Source organism: Novosphingobium resinovorum (assembly GCF_001742225.1).
In the GTDB taxonomy this organism is placed as follows: domain Bacteria; phylum Pseudomonadota; class Alphaproteobacteria; order Sphingomonadales; family Sphingomonadaceae; genus Novosphingobium; species Novosphingobium resinovorum_A.
The window spans coordinates 553,484-577,960 of the sequence record NZ_CP017076.1 but is presented as its reverse complement, the minus strand read 5'-3'; the positions used below and the strand labels follow the sequence as shown (position 1 = coordinate 577,960).

Sequence of the window (24,477 nt, the reverse complement as noted above, 5' to 3'; positions counted from 1 at the left end):
GGTTACCTCAGACCGCTTGTTGCGAACCGAGGGTTGCCAATTTATGGAACCGGTTCCATACACATTTGGTCACGATTATCGAGTCCTTTCCCATGACCTCTTCTTCACGTTCGGCCCCAGGCAGCCGCTGGCCACGCCGAATCCTTAGCGTGTTGCTGCTACTGTTCTCGCTCCCCCTTCTCGTCGGCGGCCTGTGGCTGATAGGCCTCGGGGGGTCCTTCTATTATGCCATTGCCGGAGCGCTGTTCCTGGGTTGTTCCGCGCTGCTCTGGCTGAGACGGACCCGCAATGCCATGTGGCTTTATTGCCTGCTCGCGCTCGGTTCGATCCTTTGGTGCTATTCCGAAGTCGGGTTCGACTGGTGGCAGATCACTCCGCGCCTGGGCGTGATCGGCATCCTGGCGGCCGTGTTGTTGGTGATCCCGTCGATTTCGCGCGGGGTCCGCACCCCGCTGGTCGCGACGGTGGTGATCGGCGCCGCCTACATGGGGATCGCGGTTGCGCAGGACCCGCACAGCTTCGAAGGCGATCTCACCGCCAACCAAAGCCAGGTCGATGCCGCGATGGCGGCGGTCCAGCCGGCGGGCGACTGGCGCGCCTATGGCCGTAGCCAGGGCGGAGATCGCTTCTCGCCGCTCGACCAGATCACGCCGGCCAATGTCGACAAGCTCAAGGTCGCCTGGCAGATCCACACCGGCGACGAAGTGCGTCCCAACGATCCCAAGGACGCCACCTTCGAGGATACGCCGCTGGCGGTGAACGGCACCGTCTATCTGTGTTCGACGCACCAGAAGGTGATCGCCGTTGACGGCGCCACCGGCCATGTCCGCTGGCAGTTCGATCCCAAGGTCTTCGGCAACAAGACCTTCCAGCACATGACCTGCCGCGGCGTCTCGTATCACGAGACCCCCGCCAACGCGCTCGACAGCCAGGGCAAGCCGGCCCCGGCCGAATGCGCCGCGCGTATCTATCTGCCGACCAACGACGCCCGCCTGATCGCGCTCGACGCCAAGACCGGCCAGGTCTGCAAGGGGTTCGGCACCAACGGCACCGTCGATCTGAACAAGGACATGGGCATGTCCAAGGTCGGCTTCTACGAGCCGACATCGCCGCCGATCGTTTCCGATCACGTCCTCGTCCTGGGCGGATCGATCACCGACAACTATTCCAGCAATGAACCCTCGGGCGTGATCCGCGGCTACGACGTCTACACCGGCCGGCTGGTCTGGGCGTGGGATTCGGGCGCGATCGACGAGAATCACCTGCCCGGCAAGGGCGAGAGCTTCAAGACCAACTCGCCCAACGCCTGGGCACCGCTCGCCTTCGACGCAAAGGCGGGGCTGGTCTACCTGCCGATGGGCGTGAGCACCCCCGACGTATGGGGTGGCAACCGTTCGCCGTCCGTGGAGCGCTACAGCAGCTCAATCGTCGCGCTCAACGTCAACACCGGGCATCGCGTCTGGTCGTACCAGACCGTTCACCACGATCTGTGGGACATGGACATTCCCGCCCAGCCCTCGCTCGTCGATCTGCGTCGGAATGGAAAGGTCGTCCCGGCGCTCTTTGCCCCCACCAAGAGCGGCGACATCTTCGTGCTGAACCGCCTGACCGGCAAGCTGCTGGTCGATGCGCCCGAAACGGCGGTCCCGCAGGGCGGCGCTCCCGGCGAGCGTCTGTCGCCGACCCAGCCGTTCTCTCAGCTGAGCTTCCGTCCGAAGGCCCCGGTTACCGGCGCCGACATGTGGGGGGCGACGATGTTCGACCAGCTCGCCTGCCGGATTCAGTTCCACCAGCTGCGTTATGAAGGGCCGTTCACACCGCCGAGCACGCAAGGGACGCTCGTGTTCCCGGGCAACATCGGCATGTTCGAATGGGGCGGTGTCGCGATCGACCCCGAGCGCCAGATCATGGTCGGCAACCTGAACTACATGCCGTTCGTGTCCAAGCTGCTGCCGCGTGGCCCGCAAAATCCGTCCTATGCCACGCCGCAGCACCCGCCGGGACCGGAAGGCGGCCTGCAGCCGATGCTCGGCACGCCTTATGGCGTCGCGCATGGTCCGCTGTTCTCGCCGATCGGCCTGCCCTGCTTCCGTCCGCCCTGGGGCGCCGTGGTCGCGGTCGATCTGCGCACGATGAAAACCGCCTGGCAGGTCCGCAACGGCACCATCCGTGACAGCGCGCCGCTGCCGATCCCGCTGCGTCTGGGCGTGCCCAGCATCGGCGGACCGCTGATCACCCGTGGCCGCGTGATGTTCCTGACCAGCACGCTCGACCAGTACATCCGCGCATATGCGGTTGATAGCGGCAAGCTGTTGTGGGAGGACCGGCTCGGCGCCGGTGGCCAATCGACCCCGATGACGTACGGGGCCGGCGGGCGGCAATACGTGCTGACCGCGGATGGCGGACACGGTCCGCTCGGCACCAAGCACGGCGATCTGGTCACCGCCTATACCCTGAAGTAGGAAAAAGGATTATCGGAGCAATCCGATGACCAAGAAGAACGCCTCGAACACCGTCACCATCAACGACGTCGCCCGCCGCGCGGGGGTCGGCAAGGTAACGGTGTCGAGGCTTCTCAATTCCCCCTCGACAGTTGCGCCCGCCACGCGCGAGGCGATCAGGCGGGCGATCGAGGAACTGGGCTATCTGCCTTCCAGCGCAGCCCGGGCGCTTGCATCGAAGCGTAGCCACCTGATCGGAGCCGTAGTGCCCACGCTCGACAATCCGATCTTTGCCAATTGCCTGGACGGCTTGCAGAAGGAGGTGGCGGCCGCCGGATCGACGCTGCTGCTCGCGACCAGTAATTATGACGGTCTGCGGGAAGCGGAAGCGGCGCGGATACTCATCGAACGCGGCGCCGAGGCGATCATGCTCGTCGGTGCCGCGCGCGATCCTGCCCTTTATGCGTTGCTCGACCAGCAGGGCGTACCCTATTGCCTGACCTGGACCGCTGATCCGGATATCGACGCAAGCTGGGTCGGTTTCGACAATGCGGCGGCCAGCACCTCGGTCATCCGATATCTGTTCGAATTGGGCCATCGCCGTTTTGGCGCGATCGCCGGCGTTACCGCAGGTAACGATCGCGCCTTCGCCCGACTGCAGGCCCTCGTCGATTTCACGGCCGCGCATGGCTGTACGCTGGCCGTGAGCGAACAGCGCTATACGGTCGATCGCGGAGCGGTTGGCCTTTCCGAAATCCTCGCGGACCAGCCGACCGCGATCATTTGCGCCAACGACATTCTGGCGATCGGCGCGATGGCGGAGGCGCAACGGCTGGGATTTCGGGTTCCGGACGATATCTCGATCGCCGGCTTCGACGACATGGAAATCGCCGCCTGCATGAACCCGCCGCTGACGACGGTGCGGGTGAATGCCTCGGAAATAGGGCGGGCGGCCGCGCAAGCCCTGCTCGGCCAGATTGGCGGCGAGAGCAGATCCATGAAGCTGGTCGAAACCAACCTGATCGTCAGGGCATCTTCGGCGGCTCCACGCAGTTTACCGGATACGACGCTGGCATAGTCGCGCTCGAATATCCTGCCCGCCTTGCCCGAGCGGCTCTCCAACGCGGCCCGGCGGGAACTGGAAACATTGGGCGTCCGCGTGCTGACCGAGGTTCCCGTTACCGAAGTGACCGCCGATGCACCAAGAGCGGCGAACATATCCCGGCAGACCTCATGGTGTGGGGCGGCGGGGGTTCGCGCCACGCCGATCGCCGGCAAGCTCGGCACGTTGGAACTGACGCGCACGGGCCAGATCCTCACTACCCCTACGCTGCGGTCGGTCTCGGACCCGCGCGTTTTCGCGATCGGCGACTGTGCATCCTGCACGCTGCCGGGAAGCGAACGTCCTGGCTTCGGCCATTTTCCTGCCTCAAGCCTGAGGGGTAAATAGCGCCTTCAGGTCAGGGCGCTGGGCGTAGAAGGCCGCCAGTCGCTCTGCCCGACGGCCGGGTGTTCTGGCGGTGCCGATACGAAGGCCGAATAGCTTTAAAAGTCCACGCAGTTGGTTGGCCATGGATGTCCGCGCGGTGATGAGCTGGGCACGGATGCGCAGCTCGGCCCGGGCGATATGCGTGGCCAACGCCATCATGTGGACTCGTTTGAACCAGCCGGTGCGTGCCAACTGAGCAAGTCCCTCTGCGTCGTGGACATCGCCCTTGTTCACACGTGCAGATAGGACGCCCTTGGCGCGCCGCGCACATATACACTCCACCGCGACACCACGCTCGGCCAGTCCATGATAGAGAAAGGTCGATCGCGTTTCTGTTTCCAACACTACGCGCACGAGATCCGCGCAATGCCGGGGCAGCCACTTGGCCAAAACATCGGGATCGCTCGCGACAACATCGCATCGGAAAAACTTTACCATCGGCATCGACCACGCAGATATGCGTCGTCTTGTCACTCACGTCTAATCCTGCATCGACATCGGGCACCCTCCTGCATTGAAGCGCCAAGGCGACTTCGTACCATGCACGAGGGTGGCTACGTGAATTATGCGGTGTCCTATGATCCGGCGTTCGCTCCCCGTCAGTCACGCATCAGCCCCAGCGTCAGACAGCAGCCTGATCCCAAAGCCGCATCAACGACGTAATCGCTGCGTCAATCTGCGATAAAGGTACGCCATCTCTGGCTTCGACTGACATACCGCTCAGGAAGGTGCTAAACATCCGTGCCATTGCGGCCGTGTCAGTACTTGGTGACAACTCTCCGTTCGTTCTGGCTCTCTCGACATGCCGTTCGATCCCTTGGCGGTTGCGTTGACGCTCCTGTACCAGGATCGCCTCGACCTGCCGATTTTCTGGCGAGCAATTGTTGGCGCCAAGCATGATCAAGCAGCCTGGGGGATGCGACTGCGCCGTTTGCATAGCGGCCGATTTGCGCAATGCCGTCTCGATCGCATTGCGCGGGGCGAGCGTATCGTCCTTGAGGCTTGCGGTCACTTGACCATAGGATCCGATATAACGGTCCACGACATCCTGGAACAGCGCCTCCTTGGACGTGAAAGCCGCATAGAAGCTGGCCGACGATAGCCCCCCCATGCTGGACCTGAGCTGCGACAAGGATGTCGGCTCATAACCTTGGGCCCAGAAAAGCGTCATGGCCGCATCGATGGCGCCGTCTCGGTCAAAAGTGCGTGGGCGTCCTGTGCGCGGCATGCCATCCTCATTTATGGACTGATCAATCTATAAATCATTGCCATTCGGCTGTCACCTGCGTAGTTGTGGATCGATCAATCCATAAGTGTGAAGGTTTCCATGCCGAACGAAGAATGCAACCGGGCAAGTGATCCCATGCCAGTTTCCGCACTTCTCGCGCTTGCGATGACTGGCTTCATCTGCATCGCCACCGAAACCTTGCCGGCTGGACTGCTGCCGCAAATATCCTCGAGCATGGACATTTCATCAGCGCTCGCGGGACAAACTGTTACCGCTTATGCCGTCGGTTCGCTGATCGCTGCCATTCCGCTCAGCATTGCGACGCAGGGGTGGCGGCGGCGCAGCGTGTTGTTGCTGACGATTGTCGGTTTCCTCGTCTTCAATTCGATCACTGCACTCTCGCACGACGTTGTGCTCACGATGGCCGCCCGCTTCATGGCCGGCATGTCGGCGGGGTTGGCCTGGAGCCTGCTGGCGGGATATGCGCGCCGGATGGTTGCACCCGAACAACAGGGCCGAGCGATGGCGATTGCCATGGTTGGAACGCCTGTAGCCTTGTCACTCGGTGTTCCCTTCGGAACTTGGCTGGGTGCCGCAGTCGGCTGGCGTTCTGCTTTTGGTGTGATGTCACTGCTGACGATCGTGCTGATCTTGTGGGTGCTGGCGAAGGTTCCCGATTATCCCGGTCAGGCCCGCAGTGCGCGAATGCCGCTTTACCGCGTTCTCACGACACCGGGGGTCCGTCCCGTCCTGGGCGTCGTCGTCAGCTGGATGCTCGCACACAACATCCTTTATACCTACGTGGCGCCGTTCGTGACGCCTGCTGGCCTGGCAGACCGTGTGGATCTCGTCCTGCTCACATTTGGCATGACCGCGTTGGCCGGAATATGGGTGACCGGGAAGCTGGTGGACCATTTCCTGCGGTCGACCGTGCTGGCGAGTCTTGCTTTGTTTGCACTGGTCACGGTGACACTTGTGCTGGGCGCTAGGTCCGTCATCGTCATCTACGCCTGCACTGCGATCTGGGGGCTGACTTTTGGCGGCGCGGCAACTTTGCTCCAGACCGCCCTCGCAGATGCTGCCGGCGACAGCGCGGACACGGCTCTGTCGATGAATGTCGTTGCCTGGAACGGTGCGATCGCAGCGGGAGGCCTTGCTGGCGGTTTTATGCTTGAGACTTGGGGTGTCGCAGCATTTCCCTGGGCCATGCTCGCGTTGACATGCGTTGGCTTCGTGGTTGCATGGTCATCACGTGCGCACGGCTTTCCCACAGGAAGCCGCACGGGAGACATGACGGTCATAAGTCATTGATTTTATGCGTCTGCTTGGGTGGCGTGCCTCGACTTTCGGCCTCCCTTGCTTGAGCGAGCGAAGCTGCGGGAATGACAGCTTTCGCCTAGGTCGTGAACTGAATGGCCACTCTTGCCGTAACGGGCCATGTCGATACGCTGTACCTTCTGAAAGTCTGCGAAGACACGAGGAATCCTGACTGCACCGCTTTCAAGCGTGGTCCTCACAACCGACGGCGCATCGAAGTAGACGACCTCAATTTCGTGGTTAGCCATATTTTTCCATTGCGGATGAATTGGCCCGCGGGCGCCAAGTGGGTTGGCGAGCAGCAATCCTGTCAGGAGCGGAATGCGCACCCGCAAGGCAGGAACTGTCATAGAGCGATTGTGATTCCCCTCGGCGCTGCGCAGTTTAGGCAACCCTTAAACGAGGTGGAATCGCTCGTGCGCCCCGGCTGCTCCCAGAGGTAAGTTGTGATTTGCCAATGTTTGGCCATCGACCTTTATTGGGCGGCGGCCCTCGACCTATAAGGCGCATGACACAGGGAGCGCCCAGGCCGGTATGGTGCTTCGCAACCCGTGTATATTAGCTGGCACGCGAGGAACCTGTCGATGCGTATTCTCTTGGCCGAGGACGATCCCCAGGCGGCCGAATTTGTCGCGCGTGGGCTTCGCGATCTCGGTCATAGCGTCACCGTGGCCGCAGACGGCCGTGATGCGCTCCAGATAACCCAGTTGCACGACCACGATGTCCTCGTGCTGGATAGGATGATGCCCGTACATGACGGGATACAGGTCTTGCGAGCCTTGCGTAGCGCGCAGGTGCATGTTCCCGTGCTGCTGCTTACCGCACTGGGCCGCATAGAAGACCGGGTCGAAGGACTGGAAGCGGGCGCGGATGACTATCTTGTCAAGCCGTTCGCGTTTGCGGAACTGGCTGCGCGCGTCCAGGCGCTGGGTCGCCGCAGTTCAAACGCCGGTGGTAGCACGACCCAACTCATGTGGGGGGTACTTCGGATGGATTTGCTCAGGCGCGAGGTGACTTGCGGCGGCGAGCGGATAGCGCTCCAACCACGCGAATTCGCCCTGCTTGAAGAACTGATACGGGGTGGTGGCAAGACCATTACCCGGACCATGCTGCTGGAAACGGTCTGGGAATTCCATTTCGACCCGCGAACCAACATTGTCGAGACGCACATGAGCCGGCTGCGCGGCAAACTTGCGGAAGGCGGCGCGAAAGACATCATCGAGACCGTTCGCGGAGTCGGCTACCGGATGCGCGCGGTGTGATCCGCTTGCACAAGAGCGCGACACTGCGCATGGCGCTCGCCTACACAGCCTGTCTCACCCTGGGTGTCATGGGGCTGTGGGGCGGCGCCTTCTGGACCATGCGCCACGCCTTTCAGCAACAGCTCGACGTGGATCTCGACGACGAGGCCGACCGTCTCCTTGCCGAATTCCGCAAGGGCAGCACACCGGCGCTGGTCGGAGCGGTCGGCTCCCGCGTTCGGCTGAACACCAGCGACGAGTGAGAACGGCGGAGCAATATTCGGCCACGCTAGCGGCGGGATAGTCCTGCTGCGGGCGGCGTAAAAGTCGTCCACCTTGAAGCCTTTCTGCCAAGTCAGGGAGGTGTGGGGATCTACAGCGTGGAACTTTATCTTCAGGTCCGTTTGGCTTGCGCGGATGGCATGAGCCAACGGGCGGCGGCGAAGCGTTTCAATGTGTCGCGCGATACGGTGCGCAAGATGCTGTCGTTTTCATCGCCGCCGGGTTACCGGCGTCAGTCTGCACCGCAGCGCCCGAAGCTGGACGGGTTTGTGGGGATCATCGATGGATGGCTTGAGGGGGATCGCGGTGTCCCGCGCAAGCAGCGCCATACGGCGAAGCGGGTATTCGACCGTTTGCGCACCGAACATGGTTTTACCGGCGGCTATACGATCATCAAGGATTACATCCGGGAGCGCGAGCAACGCAGCCGGGAGATGTTCGTGCCGCTGGCGCACCCGGCGGGAGATGCGCAGGCCGATTTCGGGGAAGCGCTGGTGGAGATCGGCGGGGTGGAGCAAAAGGCTTACTTCTTCGCGCTCGATCTGCCGCACAGTGATGCCTGCTATGTGCGAGCCTATCCGGCGGCGGTGGCGGAGGCCTGGGTGGACGGACATGTCCATGCCTTCGCGTTCTTCGGCGCGGTGCCGCGCTCGATCGTCTATGACAACGATCGCTGCCTGGTGGCGAAGATCCTGCCAGACGGCACGCGCAAGCGTGCCACGCTGTTCAGCGCTTTCCTGTCGCATTACGTGATCCGCGACCGCTATGCCCGCCCGGGCAAGGGGAACGAGAAAGGCAATGTGGAAGGGCTGGTTGGTTACTGCCGCCGCAATTTCATGGTGCCGATCCCGAAGTTCCCGACCTGGGAGGCGTTCAACCTGTGGCTGGAGGAGCAATGCCGCAGGCGCCAGCAGGACAAGGTGCGCGGGGAGAGCGAGACGATCGGTGAGCGCTTGCAGCGCGATTTGGCGGCGATGCAGCCTCTGCCCGCTACACCCTTCGAGGCCTGCGATCAGACCGGGGGGCGGGTCTCCTCGCAATCCCTGGTGCGCTACAGGACCAACGATTATTCGGTTCCGGTGGCCTGGGGCCATCAGGAAGTCTGGATCAGGGCCTATGTCGATGCGGTGGTGATCGGATGCCGCAGCGAGGTCATCGCCCGTCACCCGCGTTGCCATGCCCGCGAGGAGGTTATCTTCGACCCGCTCCATTATCTCCCGCTGATTGAGCAGAAGATCAACGCATTCGACCAGGCGGCCCCTTTGCAGGGCTGGGACCTGCCCGAAGCGTTCGGGACGCTCCAGCGGTTGATGGAAGGGCGCATGCACAAACATGGCAGGCGCGAATATGTACAGGTGCTGCGCCTGCTGGAAACGTTCACCATCGCCGATCTCCAGGCGGCGGTGGAACAGGCCATCGACCTTGGCGCCATCGGCTTCGATGCCGTCAGGCACCTGGTCCTGTGCCGGGTCGAACGCGTGCCGCCCAGGCTGGACCTGGACGTCTATCCCTTCCTGCCACGCACGACGGTCGAGAAGACCTTTGCCAGAGCCTATATGAGCCTGCTGTCCGACAGGCAGGAGGCCGCATGAGCGATCAGGCACCGGAGATTCTTCTCGCTCACCATCTCAAGGCACTCAAGCTGCCTACGTGCCTGCGAGAGCATCACAAGCTCGCCCGGCAATGTGCCGCTGAAGGCGTCGATCATATCCGCTTCCTCGCCCGTCTCGTCGAGATGGAGATGATCGACAGGGAGCGTCGTATGGTCGAGCGGCGCATCAAGGCCGCGCGCTTCCCCGCCGTCAAAAGCCTCGACAGCTTCGACTTCGCCGCTATCCCCAGGCTCAACAAGATGCAGGTGCTCGAGATGGCGCGCTGCGAGTGGATCGAGCGGCGTGAGAACGCCATCGCTCTGGGGCCATCGGGCACCGGCAAGACGCACGTAGCTTTGGGGCTCGGGCTGGCAGCATGCCAGAAAGGACTGTCGGTGGGCTTCACCACTGCGGCGGCGCTGGTCAGCGAGATGATGGAGGCGCGCGACGAGCGGCGTCTCCTGCGCTTCCAGAAGCAGATGGCCGGATACAAGCTGCTCATCATTGACGAACTGGGCTTCGTACCGCTCTCCAAGACCGGTGCCGAACTGTTGTTCGAGCTGATCTCCCAGCGCTATGAGCGCGGCTCCACCTTGATCACCAGCAACCTGCCCTTCGACGAATGGACTGAAACCTTCGGATCCGAGCGCCTCACAGGCGCGCTCCTCGATCGTCTGACCCATCACGTCAGCATCCTCGAGATGAACGGCGAAAGCTATCGCCTCGCTCACAGCCGGGCCCGAAAGGCCAAAACCAGACCCTGAAAATCAAGCCAATGCCGGGGGGAGTGGCCTTCGGGCTACGCCCTCACGCCACTCCCCCCGGCATGTAACACCGTGGCCTGGTTTTACGCCGCCGAATGGCCGACTTTTGCTCCGCCGTTGACAGCCGTCCTCGCAGAATGATGGTTTCGATTAGTTTCGATTAGTTGCGTTTGAAGTTTCGTTGCGCTACCCGTCGAGACGAAAGGAAGCGATGTGAAAGCGATTCGAGATATCGTGCTGCGGCACAAGGCGGGCGAACGCATCGGCGTGACTTCGGTATGCTGCGCGCACCCGCTGGCGATCGAAGCGGCGCTGCGCCACGCGCTGGCGACCGGCCAGGACATCCTCCTCGTCGAGGCGACCTGTAACCAGGTGAACCAGGACGGCGGCTATACCGGCATGACCCCCGCCGATTACCGCGACTTCGTGCGCGCCATCGCGCAACGCGTCGGCTTCCCGGTCGAACGGCTGGCGCTGGGCGGCGATCACCTCGGCCCCAATCCCTGGACCGCGCTGCCTGCGGCCGAGGCGATGGACCGGGCGGAAGTGATGGTCGCGGCTTACGTGCGCGCCGGGTTCGGCAAGATCCATCTCGACTGCTCGATGAGCTGCGCCGACGATCCGGTGCCGCTGCCCGAACGGACCATCGCCGAACGTGCGGCGCGCCTGTGCCGGGCCGCCGAAGATGCCTTCGAGGTCATGGCCGCGGACGCGCCGGTCTATGTGATCGGCACCGAGGTTCCCGTGCCGGGCGGCGCGGCGGAAGACCTCGACGAACTGGCCGTCACTGATCCGGCCGACGCCATCGCCACGGTCGAGATGCACCGCGCACTGTTCGCCGAGGCGGGGCTGTCCGCTGCATGGGACCGCGTGATCGCCACCGTCGTCCAGCCGGGCGTCGAGTTCGATCACGACAAGGTCGTCGATTACCGTCCCGAGCGCGCCACCGGACTGAGCCGCGCGATCGAGCCGGTCGCGGGGCTGGTCTACGAAGCGCATTCGACCGATTATCAGACCGCCGAGGCGCTTGCCGCGCTGGTGCGCGATCATTTCGCGGTGCTCAAGGTCGGCCCCGGCGTGACATTCGCGCTGCGTGAGGCGCTCTGGGCGCTCGATGCGATCGAGGCGGAAACCGTACCGGCTCCTCGCCGTGCGGGGCTTCGCGAAGTCGCGCTGGAGCGCATGCGCGCCGAGCCGGGTAACTGGCGCAAGTATTACCATGCGCAAGGGGCGGCGCTGAGCCTGCAGCTGCAGTACAGCCTTTCCGACCGCATCCGCTACTACTGGCCCGACGCGCGCATCGTCGCCGCGCAGGAGCAGTTGTTCGCCAACTTGCGCGACATGGTGCCCTCGCTGCCGCTGGTCAGCCAGCACTTGCCGCTTGCCTATGCGGCGGTGCGCGCCGGGACCGCGTCGCTCGATCCCGCAGACCTTGTCATGGCGCATATCGCCGCCACTCTCGACGCCTATCATGGAGCTTGCCACCCCGATGCCTGACGCCCTGCTGGTTCCCGGAACGCCGGGCAACGACGCCGAACCCTGGACCCGCCGGGAGATCGCGCAGCAGCCCGAAACGCTGCGCGCGACACAAGCGATCCTGAGCGCGAACAAGGCCGCGATCGAAGCCTTCACCGGCCCGATCCTGGCCAACCCTCATGCGCGCATCGTGCTGACAGGAGCAGGCACCTCGGCCTTCATCGGCGAGTGTCTGGCTCCGTGGCTCTCGGGCCTGCTCGGCCGTTCGGTGGAGGCGATCGCGACGACCGACATCGTCAGTTCGCCCGCGCTTTACCTGCGCCGCGAGGTGCCGACGCTGCTCGTCTCGTTCGGGCGCTCGGGCAGTAGCCCGGAAAGCGTGGCCGCCGTCGATCTGGTCGACGCGCATGTCGATCGGGCCTATCACCTCGTCATCACCTGCAATGCCGAGGGTGAACTGGCGCGGCGCAGTGGTGGCAACACCCATGTCGTCGTGCTGCCCGAGGCGACGCACGACCGGGGCTTTGCGATGACGTCCAGCTTCAGCGCGATGATGTTCGCCGCGCTCTCGATCCTGAGCGGGATCGCGGCGCTGGACGGCCGCATCGAGGCGATCGCCTCCGCCGTGGCCGCCACTCATGCGCAGAGCAGGCCGGTGGTGGAGAAGCTCGCCGCGCGCGGTTTCAAGCGGGTCGTCTACCTCGGCAGCGGCCCGTTCAAGGGACTGGCGCGCGAGGCGGCGCTCAAGCTGATGGAACTGAGCGACGGCGCGGTAGTGACGGCGTTCGACACTGCGCTGGGCTTCCGCCACGGCCCCAAGACGATCATCGATGCGCAGACGCTGGCGGTGGTCTTCGTCTCCAACGATCCGCTGACCCGGCTTTACGACCTTGACATCATCGCCGAGCTGAAGGCTGACGGGCACAGCGGCGCGGTGGTCGTGGTCTCGGCCGACCCGGATGACCACGCCGACGTATCGGTTCCCGGCCTGCTGGGCGCGGCGGATGCGGACCTGCTGTTCCCGTTCATCGTTCCCGCGCAGCTTTTCGGCCTTGCCGTTTCGATCGAACTGGGCCTCACGCCTGATCGCCCGAACGCCAGCGGCACCGTCAACCGCGTTGTCCAGGGCGTGCGGATACACGCGCAACCAGTATGAGCGGCGGCGTCTTCCTCGGCGTTGATGGCGGCGGCACCAAGACCGAGTTCGTTTGTATCGACGGCGGCGGAGAGGTGCTCGCCACCGCTCTGACGGGCACGACCTATCATCTCCAGGTCGGCTTCGACGAAGTGGTGCGGCGGCTCGAAACCGGCGCCGCGCAAGTCTGCGCGGCGATCGGCATCACGCCGCAGGGCATCGACCATGCGTTCTTCGGCCTGCCTGCCTATGGCGAGGACCGTGACATCGATCCGCGCATCCACGCGGCATGCGGCGCGGTGCTGGGCCATGATCGCTACGATGTCGGCAACGACATGGTCTGCGGTTGGGCCGGATCGCTGGGCGGCGAGGACGGCATCAACATCGTCGCCGGGACCGGCTCGATCGGCTATGGCGAACGGCAGGGCAAGGCTGCCCGCGCCGGTGGCTGGGGCGAAGTCTTCAGCGATGAGGGATCGGCCTACTGGATCGCCATCAAGGGGCTTGCGCTGTTCACCCGCATGAGCGACGGACGCACTCCGCGCGGGCCGCTCCACGAAACGCTCCGCACAGTGCTGTCGCTCGAGGACGACCTCGACGTGTGCGGGCGAATCATGGGGCCGCCAGGCATGGGGCGTAGCGAGATCGCGGGTTTGGCCGGACTGGTCTCCGATGCCGCCATGGCCGGGGACGAGGCGGCGGGGGCCATCCTCGACGAAGCGGCGCGCGAACTGGGGGACATGGCCCTGGCACTGCGCGCGGCGCTTGGATTTGCGGAAGGCACGGCTGTCCCGCTATCGTGGTCGGGCGGCGTGCTGAGCCGTGAAGCCCGGGTCCGCGAAGAGTTCCTCCGCATCGCAAGCGCCCATGGCTTTTCCCTGCACGAGCCGATGTTCTCGCCCGGCTATGGTTCTGCTCTTTATGCCAAAAACCTGGGGCTTCGAAACGCAAGCCGATAGGGTGTTGCAGGGACTGCGATGTCCCCCAAAAAAAGCGGCGGGCCTTGGCCCGCCGCATGATCCTCTGGAGGGAGGTTGAACCGTCAGAACTGGGTGCGCTTGGTGTAGCCGTTGTCGACCACGATGTTGGCGCCGGTCATCGCCTTGCATGCGGGCGAGACGACGAAAGCCACCGCCTTGGCGAGTTCCTCGCCGGTGGTGAACCGGCCCGAGGGCATGTTGGCGAGCGTGGCGTTGTAGAAGTCCGGCATGGCGGCTTGGATCTTGGGCCAGGGGCCGTCCTCGGTCATGACCGGGCCCGGGGTGATGCAGTTCACGCGGATGCCTTCGCCCGCCAGCGCCTGCGCCAGTGACGAGGAATAGTTCATCACGGCGGCCTTGAGGGCGTTGTAGGGCTGGACGCCCATGAATTCCTCGACCGCGCCGGTCGAGCTGAAGCACACGATCGCGGCGTTGTCCGACTTGGCAAGGTGCGGGCGGGCCGCCGCGATGCCGCGCCGCATCGGCAGGATGTCGGCCTGGATCACGGCTTCCCACGCGGCGTCGGTGTCTTCGCCGAGGTTGGTGGACGTGAAGCTGATGAAGATGTCGCAGCCGCCGAGCGCCTCAGCCGCCTTGTCGACGAAGGCGGGGACGGCATCGACCTGCGTGACGTCAAGCGCCTCGCCGTAGGTCTTCACGCCTGAAGCGGCGACCTCCGACAGCACGTTGTCCACCTTGTCCTGCGAGCGGCCGCAGATGGCGATGTCGCAGCCTTCGGCCGACAGCACATGCGCGACTACGCGGCCGATGCCGCCGTTCGCGCCCACGAGGATGGCCTTGAGGCCCTTCAGTCCGAGATCCATGTTTTGCGCTCCTCTGCCACGCGCGTGGTTTCTTGTCAGATGCCGTGGTGTCGCCGCTCGGGCGCGGCATGGCCACTATTTCTTTGGTCAGGAATGACCGCAGCCCCGCCGTGCTAGCGCGGGGGCCGCAACAATTCGACGGGAGAGTGTCATGAAGCGCCTCGAAGGAAAGCGCGCCGTTGTCCTCGGCGCCAGCAGCCCCGACAACATGGGCCAGCATATCGCCCGGCGCCTGATGGACGAGGGCGCCAGCGTGCTCGTTTCCGGCCGCAAGGAAGACGTGCTGGCCGATTTCGCCGCGCAGCATGACTGCAAGTGGAGCGCCTGCGACCTGACCGAAAAGGCCAGCGTCGATGCTCTGGCGGACAGCGCCGCGCAGCAGCTTGGCGGCATCGACATTGCGGTGAATGCCACCGGCTGGGGGCTCCTGAAGGGCTTCCTCGAAACCACGCATGACGAACTGATGGCGATGACGATGCTGCAGTATGTCGGGCCTTTCCACTTCTACCAGGCGATGGTGGGCAAGATGGCGCGCAGCAAGGGCGGGCGCGGGGGCTCGCTGATCCAGATCAGCTCCGCGACGGCGACGATCATGCTCAACGACCACGCCGCCTACATGGGCACCAAGGCGGGTGCCGACCACGTGATCCGCTGTGTGGCGCACGAGTTCGGGGCGGAAGGCGTGCGCGCGAATTCGATCTCGCCGGGGTTGACCGACACGCCGATGACTTCGGACGCCAAGCAGGTGCCGGGCCTGTTCGACGCCTTCCTTGCGGGCTATCCGCTCGGCCGGATCGGCACCAGCGACGACATCGCGGCGGCCGTCGTCTGGCTCTCCAGCGACGAGTGCTTCATGACTGGCGAGAACCTGCAGGTAAATGGCGGCTTGACGCTGCGCCGCAACCCGATGAAGAGCGAAATCGACGCGGCCGTCGCAGCCGCCATGGCTGCGGGCTGAGAGTTTCCTGGGGAGGAAGGGCCGGCGGCGGTATCCAAGGATGCCGTCGCCAGTTCCGGTTCCTATTCCTCCTCGAGCTTGCTCGGGGAGGGGGACCGCCGCGAAGCGGTGGTGGAGGGGGAGAGTCCGGAAAATTCCCCTTCCGTCAGCCCTGACGGGCTGCCACCTCCCCGAGACAAGCTCGGGGAGGAATTAGGGCACCAGCGCCTTCACATCCGCGCGGAGCAGGTCCTTGCGCACTTTGCCGGAAGCCGTGCGCGGGAAATCCTCGCGGAATTCGAACCTCTCGGGAATTTTCTGCTTCGCCAGCCCGCTGTCGGCGATGTGTGCGGCGAGCGCCTGCGGGCTCGGCGCCTCGCCATCGGCGATGACGTAGGCGCAGACGCCTTCGCCCAGGCGCTCGTGCGGCATGGCGACGACGGCCGCCTCGCGCACGGCGGGGTGGGCGTGCAGGACGTCCTCGATCTCCTTGGCAGAGATGTTCTCGCCGCCCCGGATGATGAGGTCCTTCTTGCGGCCGGTGATGGTGATCGCGCCGTCTTCGCTCCGCACGCCGAGGTCGCCGGTGCGGAAGAAGCCATCCGTGGTGATCGCCTCGCGGGTCTGCGCCTCGTCGGCATAGCCCAGCATCATGCCGGGGCCGCGCGCGAGGATTTCGCCTTCCCAGCCGTCGGGCAGGTCGCGGTCCTCGTGATCGACGATGCGCACCTCGTAATCGACAATGGCGCCGTCGGTCGTCGCGGCCAGCGCCTCGACGTTGGGCCAGCCGAACGTCACCAGCGGCACTTCGGAGGCGCCGAAGACGCGGAAGGCGCGGCAGTGGTCGAACGCGGCATTGGCGGCGGGGATCAAGTCCGCCGGAACCGCCGCGCCGCCGCAGGCGAAGAAGCGGAAGCTGGGCAGGCGATTGCCGCTCGCACGCGCGGCGGCCGCCAGCTCGACGAGGAACGGCGTGGCGGCGACGGTGCCGACCGCCTGATGCTGGTCGATCAGGGCGAGTGCCTGCTCCGCGTTCCAGCTTTCCATCAGCACCGTGCGGATTCCGCAGATGAACGGCGCCTCCAGCCCGTTGGCATAGCCCGAGACATGCGTGACGGGGGAGGGCATCAGCGTCGCCTCGCCTTCGGTCAGGCCCCAGTAGTGCCCGCTCTCGCGCAGGATGCGGGCGATCGAGACGTGGCTGTGCAGCACGCCCTTCGGCCGTCCCGTGGTGCCCGAGGTGTAGAGCACCATCTTCACGCCCAGCGGATCGACTTTTGGCCGCGCGAAGGAGAGGGCGCGCCCTTCCTCGATCAGCGCTGCGTAATCGTCCGAACCTTCGCCGCGCACGGTGAAGACATGAGCCAGGTCCGGCAGCACGCCTGCGAGTCGCCGCGCCATCGCCGCATAGTCGAACTTGCGGAACGAAGAGGCGACGAAGAACGCCCGCGCGCCGCAGTCCGCCAGCATCAACGAGACTTCATGGTCGCGGTAGATCGGCACGATCGGGTTGACGACGAGGCCCGACATCGCGGCGGCCAGGTTGATCACCATCGCCTCGCGCCAGTTGGGCACCTGGAAGGCGATGACGTCTCCCGGCCGCAGGCCGCGCGCATGCATCGCGGCGCTCAACGCCTCGGCATCGGCTACGGCCTGCGCGCGGGTGACGGTCACGTCGCCTTCGATCAGGCACACGAAGCCGGGGTCGGCCTCGGCCAGCGCGCTCGCCTGCTCGGCGATCGTGCGTTCGTCCCACAAGTCCGTTCCGGCGTAAGCAGCCAGATGCGGCGGTGGGGTTTCAAGCCATGCCCACGGGGGGCTCTTCCTCTCCATCATGATCCCCTGAGTGCCGCACTGTGCGCCCCCCTGTCGCCTATCACCTTGCGCAGCTTGTGGCGACCGGGCGGCTCGCGCAGGATCGACGTATAAATTACCGGGAGAAGACCGTGGAACGCGTAAAGCGCATTGGTGACGTGGCCGAGATCATGCTCGACTACGTGGCGAACAAGAAGACCTTCCAGACGGCGCGGCCGCTGCGCGTGCCCACCGGCAGCTATACCGACAAGGACCAGTTCAAGGCCGAGCTGGAGCTGGTCTTCAAGCGCGTGCCGCTGATGCTGGCCTTCACCGCCGAACTGCCGAATCCCGGCGACTACAAGGCGATGGACGCGGTCGGTTCGCCCGTGCTCATCAACCGCGACAAGCAGGGCAAGGTCCGCGCCTTCCTCAACGTCTGCTCGCATCGCGGCGCCCCGGTCGCGCCGGACGGCAAGGGCAACTGCTCGCGCTTCACCTGCAAGTACCACTCCTGGACCTATGGCGCCGACGGCAAGCTGATCGGCATTTCTGAGCCGGGCACCTTTGGCGAGGTGGACAAGGGCGCGATGGGCCTGCGCGAACTGCCGTGCGAGGAACGCGGCGGCATGATCTTCGTGTGCCTGACGCCCAACGCGCCGATGGACCTCGATCACTATTTCAAGGACTTCCTCGAGGATTTCGACGCGCTCGACTTCGCGAACTGGACGTACCTCGGCAATCGCACGATCCACGGGGCGAACTGGAAGATCGCCTTCGACGGCTATCTGGAGGGCTACCACTTCAAGTCGCTGCACCCCGAGACGATTTTCCCGCGCACGCCGTCGAACTGCACGCATTACGAGGGCTTCGGGCCGAACATCCGCATCGGCTTCCCGCAGCATTCGATCGCCGAGCAGCTCAGGGACGTGCCCCGCGAGGAATGGGGCAACCGCGAGAACTACGGCTACGATTTCGTGCGCATCTTCTTCCCCAACGTCTCGATCTTCATCGCGCCGGAGATCACGCAAGTCGCGCAGCTGTTCCCCGGACCGACGCCCGCCGAGAACCGCACCGTGCTGAACTACCTGCGTCGCAATCCGGTCAAGGATGAGGCGGACCGCGAGGCGGTGGAAGCGGCGATGAACTTCTTCCGCGATGTTACGTATGAGGAAGACTATGTGATCGGCCTTGAGATCCAGAAGGGCCTCGAATCGGGCGCGCATGACGACCTGACGTTTGGCAAGAACGAACGGGGGAACCAGTACTTCCATGAGTGGCTGAACTGGTATCTGGCGGATGATGCCTCCTTGCCCGAACCGGTGATGTGATACGCGCCCACCCCTGTCCCCTCCCGCAAGCGGGAGGGGGATGATAGACCTGCGCCTAGCCCTCCCGCTCGCGGGAGGGCCGGGAGGCTTGAGAGCGCAGCGAACTAGCCGGACGGGGTGGGTTTGGGAGAGAAAACAATGCATAAACTATCCCTCGCCTCCGGCGTCCTGCCCGAATTCGGCGCCGTGGACGTGATCGAGGCAGGTGCCGCTGCCGGGTTCGACGCGGTCGGCCTCTGGGTCGATCCGCTGGAATGGACCGCGCAGCATACCCGCGATGCGCGCGCAGCATTGCAGCGCACCGGCCTGCCGGTGCTCGACGTCGAGGTCGTGTGGATCCGCCCCGACACCACGCTCGACGATCACCGCAAGGTGCTGGAGGTTGGCGCGCAGCTCGGCGCGGCGAACGTGCTTTGCGTATCCTCGCACGAGGAGGGCGAGACGATCGAGCGCCTCTCCGCCCTGTGCCGCCATGCCGAGGGATCGGGAATGCGCGTGGCGCTGGAATTCGGCATATTCACCGAGGTGAAGACCCTGAGCCAGGCGCTCGGCATTCTCGACCGGGTGGGGCATCCCTTGCGCGCGGTGCTGGTCGATCCGATCCACGTCGACCGCTCCGGCACGACGGTCGGGCAGATCGCTGCCATCGATCCGGCGCTGCTGCCTTACGCCCAGTTCTGCGACGCGCGGGCCGAACGGCCCGATCCGGCGAACTTCGACGCGGTCATCACCGATGCCATCGATCTCCGCGAACAGCCGGGCGAGGGCGCGTTGCCGCTGGCGGCGATGCTGCAGGCCTTGCCGCAAGGCATTCCGCTGTCGCTGGAACTGCGCTCGGCTGCGCTACGCGAGGCGTTCTCGCACCCGGCGCTGCGGGCGAAGGCGGTGCTTGACGGGATGCGCGAGTGGATGGGCGTGCTGGCATGACGGTGACCGTGATCACGCTCCTCAAGCGCCGCGAAGGCATGAGCGTCGAGGACTTCCGCGCCTACTACGAAAGCAGCCACCGCGTGATCGGCGAGCAGGTGCTGGCGGGCTACGCCACGCGCTACGTGCGCCGGTTTCTTTCGCCGATGGACGGGACGGACCAGCCGTTCGATCACGACGTGGTGATGGAAATCGACTTCCCCGACGCGGCGACGCGCGATGCCTGCTTTGCTGCGCTGGGCGATCCGCAGGTCGCCGCGATGATCGCCGAGGACGAGGAAAACCTGTTCGACCGCAGCCGTGTCCGCGCCTTCACCGTGACCGAGAGTGCATCGGTGATGCCGCCGGTCGGGTAGCTCGGTAGGGGCGGGCCGTCAGGCGGGCCGCAGGGTGCGGACCTGATCTTCCAGCATCTTGAGCATGTGCGGCACCATCGCCTCGGCGAGCGCGCCGGTCATCAGGCCGGTCGCCATACCCTCGATGAGCGTCTGCGACAGGGCCATGGCCTGCGCGAAATGCTCGGGCTCGGACTGCCATTCGGGGAAGAGGGCGATCGCCTCGGCATTGAAACGCTCGCGGTATTCGACCTGCAGCGGGCGCATGATCTGGGCAAGATCGGCATCGGTGCGCGCGGCCATCGCCAGTTCCTGGAAGGCGACGAAGGCGGGCTTCTGAACCTGCTTCCAGTACGCCGTCACCATCGTCGCGGGTTCATGCTCGGTGATTTCGGACGAGCGGCGGAAGGCCCGCAGGCGTCGCTCATGGAGTTCGACGATGGTGGCGCGGATCAGCGTCGCGCTGTTCTCGAAATGGTGGAGCATCGCCCCGCGCGACAGTCCGGCTTCCACCGCGACCAGCGGCGTTGTCGTCCCGGAATAGCCGACCTTGACGAGGCACTGGATCGTCGCCTCGATCAGCCGTCCGCGCGTCTGCGCGCTCTTGATCGACTGGCGGGTGGGCGCGCTTTCGGCGGTCTTGCGGACTGGGGCGCGCTCGGGGCGCTTGCGGGCGGGGCTGGCGGCCAAACTGATTTTCCGTGTGCAATTGCGAAGAGATTGCGCTCCTCCTGCCTTGTCCGGGATGGATCGGGCAACAGGAAAGATGCAAACCCGCATGCGATTTCATGCAAATGCGCTGCGACATGGTAGCGTAGCATGACCGTCGTAAGCGCTCGGCGACCCATTCGAAGGTGCGCATCCATGATCCGTCTGCTGTCTGTCCTTCCCCTTTTTGCCTCGGCGGCGGTACTCGCCGATGCGGCACCCGTGGCGATGCGGATGGCCGCGCCCGAGGCGCATCAGGGCGCCGCATCGGACGGCACGTTCGTCTACGCGATCGACAACGACCGCATCGGCAAATACCGCCTCTCGGACGAAAAAAAGGTGGACCAGTGGCAGGGCGAGCGCCGCCTGTTCCCCCACATGAACAGCTGCACGGTCGTTCAGACGAAGCTCTACTGCGCCGCCTCCAACTACCCGGCGGTGCCGCAGACCAGCGCGATCGAGATCTTCGACACCCGCCCGCTGCGCCATTCCGGCACCATCAGCCTCGGTTTCGGCCCGGGATCGCTGACCGTGATCGACCGGCACGACGGCAAGTGGTGGGCGGTCTTCGCGAACTACGAGGGCAAGGGTGGCGAGCCGGGGCGCGACTATCGCTACACCGTGCTGGCGCGGATGGACGAACAGTTCCGCATCGAGCAGACCTGGGCCTTCCCGGAGGAGGTTCTCGCCCGCATGGCGCCCAAGAGCTGCTCCGGCATGAGCTGGGGCGCGGACGGGCTGATCTACGTGACCGGCCACGATCGCCCCGAGCTCTACGCCTTGCGCCTGCCGGAAGCCGGCTCGCGCCTCGAACTGGTAGAGACCTTCGCCATCGCCACGCCGGGGCAGGCGATCGACTGGGATCCGAAGGCGAAGCGCCGGCTCTGGTCGATTGCCCGCGACCGCAGCGAGATGGTCGCCAGTGACATCCCCGAGGTCGCTTCGAAGCGCTGAGGTTTCTTCGCCAGTCGGACACTGGCGCGCTACTCGTGGGACATGGGCCTCAAGCCGCGATCAATCTTCCGGTCATGATCATCCAGCCCATTCAGGAAGCCGTCGTCAGCACCTTCGACATCGAACGCCTGGCGGCGCCTTTAATGCAGGTGTGCGGCTATGACCGCGTCGACTTGCCCGATGCTCCGCCTTCCCAGTTCGCGGCATGGCATGTTCCGCAACAGTGCACGCGGATCGAGCAGGCGCTGTTCGTGCCGCAGAACACCGTATCCGGGCGCGGCGCGCTCAGGCTGGTGCGCTTCCACGGGGTGGAGCAGAAGGTCATGCGTTCCAGCCAGCGGACCTGGGACACCGGCGGCATCTTCGACGTCGATATGTTCTCGGCCGACGTCGATAAGGTCTATCGCGGGCTGCAACGCCACGGCTGGACGGCGTTCGGTGAGCCGGTGGACTACAGCGAGGCGCACTTCTCGGTCCGGCAGGTCGTGGCGATCGGCCCGGACGGATTGAACCTCGCGGTAATCCAGCGCTATTCGCCCGAAGTGCCGGGGCTCGATCCTTCGGGCAGGCTTTCGCCGGTGTTCAATTCGACGCAGATGGTGGCGGATATCGAAGGCGCCATCGCGTTCTACGTGGACGTGTTGGGCTGGCACAAGGACCTCGACTTCATGGTCGAGGGCGTGGCCGAGCCGGGTGCCGATGTGCTCGGCCTGCCGCTGCCCGCCGCGATCGGGGCGCAGCGCCGGGTGGTGATCTTCAACCCGCCGGGCCCGTCGGTAGGCGGAGTCGAGTTGATCCACAACGCCGCGATGTACGGCCGCCGCTGCGACGCCGACTGCGCGGCGCCCAATGTCGGCATCCTGTGCCTGCGCTTTGAGGTGGACGATGCCCATGCCTATGCCGCCGCGATCGCCGGCCGGGGCGGGTCACTCCATATCGAGCCAGCGGCGTTCGTGATCGCGCCTTACGGAACCGTCACGCTGTTCGCGGTCCGCTCTCCCGAAGGCGCGATCGTCGAATTCTTCAGCCACGGGGGCTGACAGTGCTGCGGCGTCATTGTGACGATTGATATTATAAATACGTTCTCTTATGCAGTTGCCCATGAAGAGGCCCGGCAAGGATACGATCTCGACGGAAGACGGGCGCTATGCGACGTCTACCCGTTCCAATGCAGGAGCGATTGCCGTGGTTCTGGTGCCTTGCGTGATTTGCGCGGTGATCTGGTGACAAGCGCCTTCATCGCCGTGGACTGGGGCACGACCAATCGCCGCGCCTATGTGATCGAGGGGGGTGAGATCGTCGCCGCCGAGCGGGACGACAAGGGCATACTCTCGGTCCCGGAGGGTGGTTTTCCTGCTGCCGTCGCGGACTTGCGCGCACGGCACGGCGGGTTGCCGATGCTGCTGGCGGGCATGGTCGGCTCCAACCGTGGCTGGCATGACGCGGGCTACGTCGCCGCGCCTGCCGGAATCGCCGAGCTTGCGGCGGGGCTTGTCTCGCCGGTCGAGGGCGTCGCCATAGTCCCCGGCGTCTGCCGCGACAGGAATGGCCGACAGGACGTGATGCGCGGCGAGGAAGTTCAGCTTCTCGGCGCCGTTGCGGCAGGGCTGGCGCCTGCCGAGGCTCTGCTGTGCCAGCCCGGAACCCACGCCAAATGGGCGGTCATGCGGGGCGGCGCGCTGGCCGACTTCACCACCGCCATGACGGGCGAGATGTTCGCCATGCTCAAGGCCCATTCGCTGATCGGCAGCGAGATGACCGGAGAAGTCGATGCCGACGCGGAGTTCCGCAAGGGCGTCGAGGCCAGCGCCGACGGTGACCTGCTCGCTGCGCTGTTCGGCGTGCGCGCGGCCTCGGTACTGGGTGCGCGGGCTCCCGGCACGGCGGCGGCCTATGTCAGCGGCCTGCTGCTCGGCACCGACTGCCGCGCCCGGATCAAGCCGGGGGAGACCGTCTACCTCCTCGCGGATGGGCTGCTCGCGCGGCTCTATTCCGCCGCCATTTCAATCGCCGGGGGAGAGGCAGTCGTCGTCGACAGTCACGCTGCCTTCATCGCCGGCATCACCCGCATCCGGGATATGACTCCATGATCGACCTTGCCACCGCGCTTGCGCAGCTTCCCCTCGTCGCGATCCTGCGCGGCATTCGCTCCGACGAAATCGAGGCCGCCGCCGACGTTCTGGTCGAGGCGGGCTTCCGCCTGATCGAAGTGCCGCTCAATTCGCCCGATCCGCTCGTCACCATCGAGAAGCTGGCGCGGCGCGTCGGCGACCGGGCGATCGTCGGCGCGGGCACGGTGCTGACGGTCGGGCAGGTCGCCGAGGTGCAGGACGCGGGCGGCGCGATGATCGTCTCGCCCAATACCGACGTCGCCGTGATCGCCGAGAGCGCCCGTCGCGGCCTCGTCTCGCTGCCGGGCTACTTCACGCCGAGCGAGGCGTTCGCGGCGCTCGCGGCGGGGGCAAGCGGCCTCAAGCTGTTTCCGGCCGAGGCCGCCAGCCCCGCGGTGGTCAAGGCCCAGCGTGCCGTGCTCCCCAAGGACGTGCCGCTGCTGGCGGTGGGCGGCATCTCGCCGACCAATATGGAGCCCTGGCGCCAGGCGGGCGCGGACGGCTTCGGCCTTGGCTCGGCGCTCTACAAGGTTGGCATGAGCACCGCCGAGATCGCCGCGAACGCCCGGGCCTTCGCACGGGCGTGGGCGGAGATGGAGAGCCGCGCGTAA

General features: G+C 65.2%; 24 protein-coding genes. 19 read left to right on the top strand and 5 right to left on the bottom strand.

Annotation, left to right across the window (positions count from 1 at the left end; translation table 11 throughout):
* Positions 1 to 92: 92 nt before the first annotated feature.
* From BES08_RS20125 to BES08_RS34740, 3 genes are read left to right on the top strand one after another with little or no spacing between them, the layout of a single operon-like run.
* Entirely contained in the window at positions 93 to 2,462 is a 2,370-nt protein-coding gene (locus BES08_RS20125; RefSeq protein WP_036530828.1) for a membrane-bound PQQ-dependent dehydrogenase, glucose/quinate/shikimate family, read from the top strand.
* A 25-nt stretch (positions 2,463 to 2,487) separates the two neighbouring features.
* On the top strand, positions 2,488 to 3,519 hold the full coding sequence (locus tag BES08_RS20120; RefSeq protein WP_036530830.1) for a LacI family DNA-binding transcriptional regulator: 1,032 nt from the start codon (positions 2,488 to 2,490) through the stop codon (positions 3,517 to 3,519).
* A gap of 12 nt (positions 3,520 to 3,531) precedes the next feature.
* A complete protein-coding gene (locus BES08_RS34740) occupies positions 3,532 to 3,891 on the top strand; it encodes an FAD-dependent oxidoreductase (protein WP_081799253.1) in 360 nt (119 codons plus the stop codon).
* On the opposite strand, the gene BES08_RS20115 is transcribed toward BES08_RS34740, so the two are convergent.
* The gene (locus BES08_RS20115; protein ID WP_051587237.1) at positions 3,871 to 4,368 is read right to left on the bottom strand and encodes an IS110 family transposase; all 498 of its coding nucleotides are present in this window, start codon (positions 4,366 to 4,368) and stop codon (positions 3,871 to 3,873) included. The two genes, BES08_RS34740 and BES08_RS20115, sit on opposite strands and share 21 nt — an antisense overlap.
* A gap of 184 nt (positions 4,369 to 4,552) precedes the next feature.
* Entirely contained in the window at positions 4,553 to 5,158 is a 606-nt protein-coding gene (locus tag BES08_RS20110) for a TetR/AcrR family transcriptional regulator (RefSeq protein WP_036530832.1), read from the bottom strand.
* A gap of 99 nt (positions 5,159 to 5,257) precedes the next feature.
* On the opposite strand from BES08_RS20110, the gene BES08_RS20105 reads away from it, so the two are divergent.
* The 8 genes from BES08_RS20105 to BES08_RS20070 all read left to right on the top strand — a co-directional run bounded on the left by BES08_RS20105 (position 5,258) and on the right by BES08_RS20070 (position 13,924).
* Positions 5,258 to 6,469: an MFS transporter gene (locus BES08_RS20105; protein ID WP_036530836.1), complete on the top strand. Its 1,212-nt coding sequence runs from the start codon at positions 5,258 to 5,260 to the stop codon at positions 6,467 to 6,469.
* Positions 6,470 to 7,059: 590 nt separating this feature from the next.
* Positions 7,060 to 7,737 carry a response regulator transcription factor gene (locus BES08_RS20100; RefSeq protein ID WP_036530850.1) on the top strand — a complete coding sequence of 226 codons (678 nt, stop codon included), beginning with the start codon at positions 7,060 to 7,062 and terminating at the stop codon, positions 7,735 to 7,737.
* A gap of 29 nt (positions 7,738 to 7,766) precedes the next feature.
* Positions 7,767 to 7,979, top strand: coding sequence for a hypothetical protein (locus tag BES08_RS20095; protein WP_156799940.1), 213 nt, complete (start codon positions 7,767 to 7,769; stop codon positions 7,977 to 7,979).
* Between the two features lie 117 nt (positions 7,980 to 8,096).
* The gene (gene istA / locus BES08_RS20090; RefSeq protein WP_081799279.1) at positions 8,097 to 9,590 is read left to right on the top strand and encodes an IS21 family transposase; all 1,494 of its coding nucleotides are present in this window, start codon (positions 8,097 to 8,099) and stop codon (positions 9,588 to 9,590) included.
* The gene (gene istB, locus BES08_RS20085) at positions 9,587 to 10,354 is read left to right on the top strand and encodes an IS21-like element ISSsp5 family helper ATPase IstB (protein WP_036531279.1); all 768 of its coding nucleotides are present in this window, start codon (positions 9,587 to 9,589) and stop codon (positions 10,352 to 10,354) included. Before istA ends, istB begins: the two co-directional genes overlap by 4 nt.
* A gap of 213 nt (positions 10,355 to 10,567) precedes the next feature.
* Positions 10,568 to 11,851, top strand: a complete 1,284-nt coding sequence (locus BES08_RS20080) for a D-tagatose-bisphosphate aldolase, class II, non-catalytic subunit (protein ID WP_036528554.1) — start codon at positions 10,568 to 10,570, stop codon at positions 11,849 to 11,851.
* Complete coding sequence (locus BES08_RS20075; RefSeq protein WP_036528592.1) at positions 11,844 to 12,986, top strand: SIS domain-containing protein; 1,143 nt, start codon at positions 11,844 to 11,846, stop codon at positions 12,984 to 12,986. Before BES08_RS20080 ends, BES08_RS20075 begins: the two co-directional genes overlap by 8 nt.
* Positions 12,983 to 13,924 (top strand): N-acetylglucosamine kinase, encoded by a 942-nt coding sequence (locus BES08_RS20070; RefSeq protein ID WP_036528552.1) that lies wholly within the window; start codon positions 12,983 to 12,985, stop codon positions 13,922 to 13,924. The genes BES08_RS20075 and BES08_RS20070 overlap by 4 nt, the downstream gene beginning before the upstream one ends.
* 83 nt (positions 13,925 to 14,007) lie before the next feature.
* Here BES08_RS20070 and BES08_RS20065 read toward each other — a convergent pair whose 3' ends face one another.
* The gene (locus BES08_RS20065; RefSeq protein WP_036528551.1) at positions 14,008 to 14,769 is read right to left on the bottom strand and encodes an SDR family NAD(P)-dependent oxidoreductase; all 762 of its coding nucleotides are present in this window, start codon (positions 14,767 to 14,769) and stop codon (positions 14,008 to 14,010) included.
* A gap of 151 nt (positions 14,770 to 14,920) precedes the next feature.
* On the opposite strand from BES08_RS20065, the gene BES08_RS20060 reads away from it, so the two are divergent.
* Complete coding sequence (locus BES08_RS20060; protein WP_036528550.1) at positions 14,921 to 15,727, top strand: SDR family NAD(P)-dependent oxidoreductase; 807 nt, start codon at positions 14,921 to 14,923, stop codon at positions 15,725 to 15,727.
* 192 nt (positions 15,728 to 15,919) lie between these two features.
* Here the strand turns inward: BES08_RS20060 and BES08_RS20055 are convergent, their stop codons facing one another.
* Entirely contained in the window at positions 15,920 to 17,542 is a 1,623-nt protein-coding gene (locus BES08_RS20055) for an AMP-binding protein (RefSeq protein ID WP_036528549.1), read from the bottom strand.
* Positions 17,543 to 17,652: 110 nt separating this feature from the next.
* Between BES08_RS20055 and BES08_RS20050 the strand changes: the two genes are divergently transcribed.
* From BES08_RS20050 to BES08_RS20040, 3 genes are all read left to right on the top strand, one after another.
* A complete protein-coding gene (locus tag BES08_RS20050) occupies positions 17,653 to 18,831 on the top strand; it encodes an aromatic ring-hydroxylating oxygenase subunit alpha (protein WP_036528548.1) in 1,179 nt (392 codons plus the stop codon).
* 138 nt (positions 18,832 to 18,969) lie between these two features.
* Complete coding sequence (locus BES08_RS20045; protein WP_036528547.1) at positions 18,970 to 19,758, top strand: sugar phosphate isomerase/epimerase family protein; 789 nt, start codon at positions 18,970 to 18,972, stop codon at positions 19,756 to 19,758.
* Positions 19,755 to 20,114: an EthD domain-containing protein gene (locus BES08_RS20040; RefSeq protein ID WP_036528546.1), complete on the top strand. Its 360-nt coding sequence runs from the start codon at positions 19,755 to 19,757 to the stop codon at positions 20,112 to 20,114. The genes BES08_RS20045 and BES08_RS20040 overlap by 4 nt, the downstream gene beginning before the upstream one ends.
* 18 nt (positions 20,115 to 20,132) lie before the next feature.
* Here BES08_RS20040 and BES08_RS20035 read toward each other — a convergent pair whose 3' ends face one another.
* Positions 20,133 to 20,783: a TetR/AcrR family transcriptional regulator gene (locus BES08_RS20035; RefSeq protein ID WP_051587072.1), complete on the bottom strand. Its 651-nt coding sequence runs from the start codon at positions 20,781 to 20,783 to the stop codon at positions 20,133 to 20,135.
* Between the two features lie 174 nt (positions 20,784 to 20,957).
* Here BES08_RS20035 and BES08_RS20030 point away from each other — a divergent pair, with 174 nt between their 5' ends.
* The 4 genes from BES08_RS20030 to BES08_RS20015 all read left to right on the top strand — a co-directional run bounded on the left by BES08_RS20030 (position 20,958) and on the right by BES08_RS20015 (position 24,477).
* Positions 20,958 to 21,755 carry a hypothetical protein gene (locus BES08_RS20030; RefSeq protein WP_036528545.1) on the top strand — a complete coding sequence of 266 codons (798 nt, stop codon included), beginning with the start codon at positions 20,958 to 20,960 and terminating at the stop codon, positions 21,753 to 21,755.
* A gap of 74 nt (positions 21,756 to 21,829) precedes the next feature.
* Positions 21,830 to 22,795: a VOC family protein gene (locus BES08_RS20025; protein WP_036528544.1), complete on the top strand. Its 966-nt coding sequence runs from the start codon at positions 21,830 to 21,832 to the stop codon at positions 22,793 to 22,795.
* Positions 22,796 to 22,978: 183 nt separating this feature from the next.
* Positions 22,979 to 23,845 carry a 2-dehydro-3-deoxygalactonokinase gene (locus tag BES08_RS20020; protein WP_197524486.1) on the top strand — a complete coding sequence of 289 codons (867 nt, stop codon included), beginning with the start codon at positions 22,979 to 22,981 and terminating at the stop codon, positions 23,843 to 23,845.
* Positions 23,842 to 24,477 carry a 2-dehydro-3-deoxy-6-phosphogalactonate aldolase gene (locus BES08_RS20015; protein ID WP_036528543.1) on the top strand — a complete coding sequence of 212 codons (636 nt, stop codon included), beginning with the start codon at positions 23,842 to 23,844 and terminating at the stop codon, positions 24,475 to 24,477. Before BES08_RS20020 ends, BES08_RS20015 begins: the two co-directional genes overlap by 4 nt.

Excerpts from the sequence above, each read along its gene's own strand:
- BES08_RS20125 (WP_036530828.1), top strand. The coding sequence starts at position 93 with ATGACCTCTTCTTCACGTTCGGCCCCAGGCAGCCGCTGGCCACGCCGA.
- BES08_RS20120 (WP_036530830.1), top strand. The coding sequence starts at position 2,488 with ATGACCAAGAAGAACGCCTCGAACACCGTCACCATCAACGACGTCGCC.
- BES08_RS20115 (WP_051587237.1), bottom strand. The coding sequence starts at position 4,368 with ATGGTAAAGTTTTTCCGATGCGATGTTGTCGCGAGCGATCCCGATGTT.
- BES08_RS20110 (WP_036530832.1), bottom strand. The coding sequence starts at position 5,158 with ATGCCGCGCACAGGACGCCCACGCACTTTTGACCGAGACGGCGCCATC.
- BES08_RS20105 (WP_036530836.1), top strand. The coding sequence starts at position 5,258 with ATGCCGAACGAAGAATGCAACCGGGCAAGTGATCCCATGCCAGTTTCC.
- BES08_RS20100 (WP_036530850.1), top strand. The coding sequence starts at position 7,060 with ATGCGTATTCTCTTGGCCGAGGACGATCCCCAGGCGGCCGAATTTGTC.
- BES08_RS20095 (WP_156799940.1), top strand. The coding sequence starts at position 7,767 with ATGGCGCTCGCCTACACAGCCTGTCTCACCCTGGGTGTCATGGGGCTG.
- istB (WP_036531279.1), top strand. The coding sequence starts at position 9,587 with ATGAGCGATCAGGCACCGGAGATTCTTCTCGCTCACCATCTCAAGGCA.
- BES08_RS20075 (WP_036528592.1), top strand. The coding sequence starts at position 11,844 with ATGCCTGACGCCCTGCTGGTTCCCGGAACGCCGGGCAACGACGCCGAA.
- BES08_RS20070 (WP_036528552.1), top strand. The coding sequence starts at position 12,983 with ATGAGCGGCGGCGTCTTCCTCGGCGTTGATGGCGGCGGCACCAAGACC.
- BES08_RS20065 (WP_036528551.1), bottom strand. The coding sequence starts at position 14,769 with ATGGATCTCGGACTGAAGGGCCTCAAGGCCATCCTCGTGGGCGCGAAC.
- BES08_RS20060 (WP_036528550.1), top strand. The coding sequence starts at position 14,921 with ATGAAGCGCCTCGAAGGAAAGCGCGCCGTTGTCCTCGGCGCCAGCAGC.
- BES08_RS20055 (WP_036528549.1), bottom strand. The coding sequence starts at position 17,542 with ATGATGGAGAGGAAGAGCCCCCCGTGGGCATGGCTTGAAACCCCACCG.
- BES08_RS20045 (WP_036528547.1), top strand. The coding sequence starts at position 18,970 with ATGCATAAACTATCCCTCGCCTCCGGCGTCCTGCCCGAATTCGGCGCC.
- BES08_RS20040 (WP_036528546.1), top strand. The coding sequence starts at position 19,755 with ATGACGGTGACCGTGATCACGCTCCTCAAGCGCCGCGAAGGCATGAGC.
- BES08_RS20030 (WP_036528545.1), top strand. The coding sequence starts at position 20,958 with ATGATCCGTCTGCTGTCTGTCCTTCCCCTTTTTGCCTCGGCGGCGGTA.
- BES08_RS20025 (WP_036528544.1), top strand. The coding sequence starts at position 21,830 with ATGATCATCCAGCCCATTCAGGAAGCCGTCGTCAGCACCTTCGACATC.
- BES08_RS20015 (WP_036528543.1), top strand. The coding sequence starts at position 23,842 with ATGATCGACCTTGCCACCGCGCTTGCGCAGCTTCCCCTCGTCGCGATC.